Annotated in this window: 5 protein-coding genes; all 5 read right to left on the bottom strand. The window is 35.8% G+C overall.

Annotation, left to right across the window (positions count from 1 at the left end; all coding sequences use genetic code 11):
* Positions 1 to 181: 181 nt before the first annotated feature.
* Entirely contained in the window at positions 182 to 979 is a 798-nt protein-coding gene (locus QVO39_RS03665; protein ID WP_021903056.1) for an immunity 49 family protein, read from the bottom strand.
* A 292-nt stretch (positions 980 to 1,271) separates the two neighbouring features.
* A complete protein-coding gene (locus QVO39_RS03660; RefSeq protein ID WP_021903055.1) occupies positions 1,272 to 1,931 on the bottom strand; it encodes a hypothetical protein in 660 nt (219 codons plus the stop codon).
* Positions 1,932 to 1,956: 25 nt separating this feature from the next.
* Positions 1,957 to 2,742: a hypothetical protein gene (locus QVO39_RS03655; RefSeq protein WP_021903054.1), complete on the bottom strand. Its 786-nt coding sequence runs from the start codon at positions 2,740 to 2,742 to the stop codon at positions 1,957 to 1,959.
* 381 nt (positions 2,743 to 3,123) lie between these two features.
* Positions 3,124 to 3,543 (bottom strand): hypothetical protein, encoded by a 420-nt coding sequence (locus tag QVO39_RS03650; RefSeq protein WP_021903053.1) that lies wholly within the window; start codon positions 3,541 to 3,543, stop codon positions 3,124 to 3,126.
* A 6-nt stretch (positions 3,544 to 3,549) separates the two neighbouring features.
* Positions 3,550 to 3,759, bottom strand: a 210-nt coding sequence (locus tag QVO39_RS03645; protein ID WP_288171727.1) for a hypothetical protein, incomplete at its 5' end; no start/stop codon positions are given.

Raw genomic sequence — 3,759 nt, 5'->3', positions numbered from 1 at the left:
AATCTTGTAGCAAGGCTACTAATGTTCTCTCCGGTGTCTAGGTACTCTCGTATCACCTTGACCTTAAAAGCATCATCATAAGCTTCTCTCTTTTTACTCTTGCGATTCTTTTCTGCCATAATTTCGCATGGTTTATGTGTCTACTATTTCAGGAGAGGACAGAGAAGACACAATTTCTTATCTAATCATAAAAAGCGATACTTTCTAAGAAGTCGTAGGGTACTTCATATTTTTCTAATGGCTGTACTGGAAGTAGAGCTTTCGGAATAAGCTTGCTCTTAATTTCCACTTCCATACCCAGTATCCATGCGAGCTTGGCATATCCAAGCGCCGGCATTGAGATATACTTTTTTAGGAGAGGATCGTCATTTCGTTTCTGATGAATCTTCGGACTGACCATTTCCTGTAGAATCACTTCACATTTCTCCTTGTCCTTTTTAAGTAGTGCCTTGAAGAAGTTTACATCATATTGCATTGTGTTGTTCTGATTTTTACCATCAAACCACACTCTTTCCATTATCTCAATATTCCTTTGTATCAATTCCTCATTGCCCAATATGAACTGCTGAACTGTATGAACAAATACACAACCGTCATCGCCTGCCAATACATGATCCTCCATCGTACGGTCTATTCTTTCTCTGGTGTTATCGTCTAGATAGAAGTCTGTAAAGGTAAGATGAGCGAACCGCTCCTTTAGAAATGGAATATTATCGCTCAACATGGCATAACCTATAGAGCGCATATACACGAACTGACTGTCGTTAAACTCAATAATATCAAATGCACTTAACAAACCACAATTATATAAATATTGTTTGGCTTTAGTTAGACTATGTTCTTCAAAAAAAGAATATAGAGCAAATATCAAATTGTCCTGGTTTAATCTTTCAACTCCACTACTAGTCAATGAATAGTAAGTCAAAAAACGTTTTTCTCTTTCTTTGCTACTAAAATTAATATCCGCCAAATTTCTCATAATCAAAAATCATTTGAAAGTTTAACAAAATAACTTGTCCCATCGCTTTTATCTATCGCGAAAACATATCGCCCAACAATATTTTTATTTTCCATTGCTATGGATAGTTTTTCATGAATACCACCTTTTCTGTATAATTTTTCGGATACATGATTAAACACCCACTTTATACGGTAGTATCCCCAAAAGAGTGTAAGGCTGAATGCTCCTTTGAATTGCGAATGTACTTTTTTCGCTTCGTTTCCCGAAAAACAACAAAGATAGACCTATAAAGTATAGATTTCCCCTATTATCAAACATTATAAAGGGGTTGAATGGATGGTAATTGTTCCTTCAGTTTAATGTAATTTGGTAGGTATTCTGAGATATCTTTTGTGGAAAAAATTTTATCCACATATTCGATTTTCTCATCCATCTTTGGATCATTACATAATTTTGAAATAATAAGCCCTTCAAAAAGATGTGGAACTCCACCACAAAGTATTCCAGTCCAATATTCTCCAAATGCAACAAGTTCATCCATTCTTTTTAGCACATTTGGCAGATAGGAATATGTCTCAATAAATTGCTTACCATCGTTTTCTAAATAGTCTATTACCCAATCGGTAAATATCTTTAGTTCACGGTAATTGTCAATTATTTTGTAGATAAATGGATTTTTGCTTTTGTCATTAATGGTTGGATGAATATTCGCTTGTCTAAAATCGATCAAAGGATTGTCTAAATCAAATACTCGCTTTAGTATTTTCGTCACTTCTTTTAATTCAATATAATATTTTGAGAAATATAAATCTCCCATATCACTAAAGTTAAGATAAAACTTATATTTCGCATTATCTTTATCCAACATATAGTAGGGGGCCCCACCCGTCTTAGTTGCACGATACCCTTGTGGCTTGAGCAACTGATCTAATTGCTTAAAAACATATTTTTTCTTTTCGCTCTTTAACATTATCTCTATGAATTACTTATTCTATTTATATTGACAGTGGCTGCATGACACTATAGGAGAGGCCTGTCTGTCGCTGTCTGGTACGGTAGATCTCTATACCATAGGCAAATGCAGACTGAGTAGCTATACCATTATCGGGCAGCTCTTTTAGCACAAATTCGTATTCGGTACCCGATACTCCCTGATGACGTGGCATCCATTGGAACTGTACCTGAGTAAAGGGCTCGTGATAAGGAATAACCTCATTGGGGCGAGGGTAATTGAGGATAGGAGGATTTTTGATATCTAACCAAGCTCTTCCGGTATGCCATGCAGAGAGAGGGCGACCGGTATGGTATTCTACAACCTGTACGGAGAACTCTGTCATACCCACCGGTAGACGGCCGTTGTCTAATCGACCACTCAGACGGATGTGGTCAGGTTGTAGATATGGGGCTATATCTATAGAAGTGAAGCGGAGAGGAACATTGGGGGAGAGCTCAAGGATAGGATAGACGATCTCATCACGAGACTCAAGGCTGAAGTTCATCCCGTTTTTCACCCGCACTCGCAGACGTGCCTGCAACAACGGCTGCTCCAAGTCTCGATTGAGAAGTGTCACGACAAGGCGATCCTGGCTACCACCATAATAGTCAGACAAATACAGCCCATAGGGAGGAAGCACTTGCACCGTCCCATGAACAGGATAACGTACCTGTGCAACAGCTACTTGACAGTTGAGACCAACGATGGTATTCAGAATAATACACGCAAAGAGTAGCTTATGCATTACGCACAAGCTAAATAGTTTTGTATGTCTATTCCAGCTCATCTATTTTTATTCAATATTGTACCAAATACTCTGTATAACTGTCTCGTCGCTTATTTACTTAGATTAAACACTTACTTTCGGCAAGATACTATTTTATAGAAATTATCTCTCATATCAGGTCTCTCATTCATTCTGAACTTCACCATACATATTTAAGTATTCTGCCTTAATTATATTTGTTTTAAGAGTTACAACTCATATTTGGAAATCCGTGGACTCCATAATGTTTACGCTCTCCAACTTTTAGCATATTGCATTTTTATTTATTCTTTATATTGTATAAAAGTGATAGGCCTCTGTCAACTTTAAAATATTGTCCAATAATTTTTCTTTACTTCATTAATAGCAGTGTCATCACCAGTCTTCAGTGTAGATTAACGACTACCATGTTAGTTGATCAACACTTTCGAATAGATATTTCTCATCAATGACAATTTTTGCATCTAAATATTCAGCCATTTCTAATAATTTTGCTGCGATTTTCTTACTAATTCTTTTTTCTAAAGAAACAGAAAGTTCTCCACTATTTATGTATGTAACAACGCAATCCCAATAGTTTTTAGATAGCTTGTTGGTACAATACACATTCGACTTATTAAGCATATATAGAATTGCTGGTCGAATATCTTCTGAAAACTCATCAACTTTTTTCTGAATCGTTTGTCCTTTAGTCGTATTTTCGTACCAAATAAAATACTCACGATTCTGTTCAATATACTCTACCCATTTCCGATAGCTAATAGTTCCAGACGTCTTGCGGATATATATAAAGCTATTCCTTCCTATTTTCAACTTCTTCATAATATTTCATTTAATAAAGTCTTCCAAAGCTATTATTTCAAACTTAATCTTTGGATAAACTACATTTAATTTTGTTATCCATTCTTTTTTTAATACGCTTGTAATATTTGCTTTTGGCATATAAAGGTAGTATCCCAAAAAGAGTGTAAGGCAGAATACCTCTTTGAACGGTAAAATGTACTTATTTTTTCGCTTCGTTTCCCGAAAAACAACAAA

Origin of the sequence: Porphyromonas sp. CAG:1061, assembly GCF_000435035.1 — a bacterium.
Taxonomy (GTDB): Bacteria; Bacteroidota; Bacteroidia; order Bacteroidales; family Porphyromonadaceae; genus Porphyromonas_A; species Porphyromonas_A somerae.
This window is presented reverse-complemented; position numbering and strand designations above follow the sequence as displayed.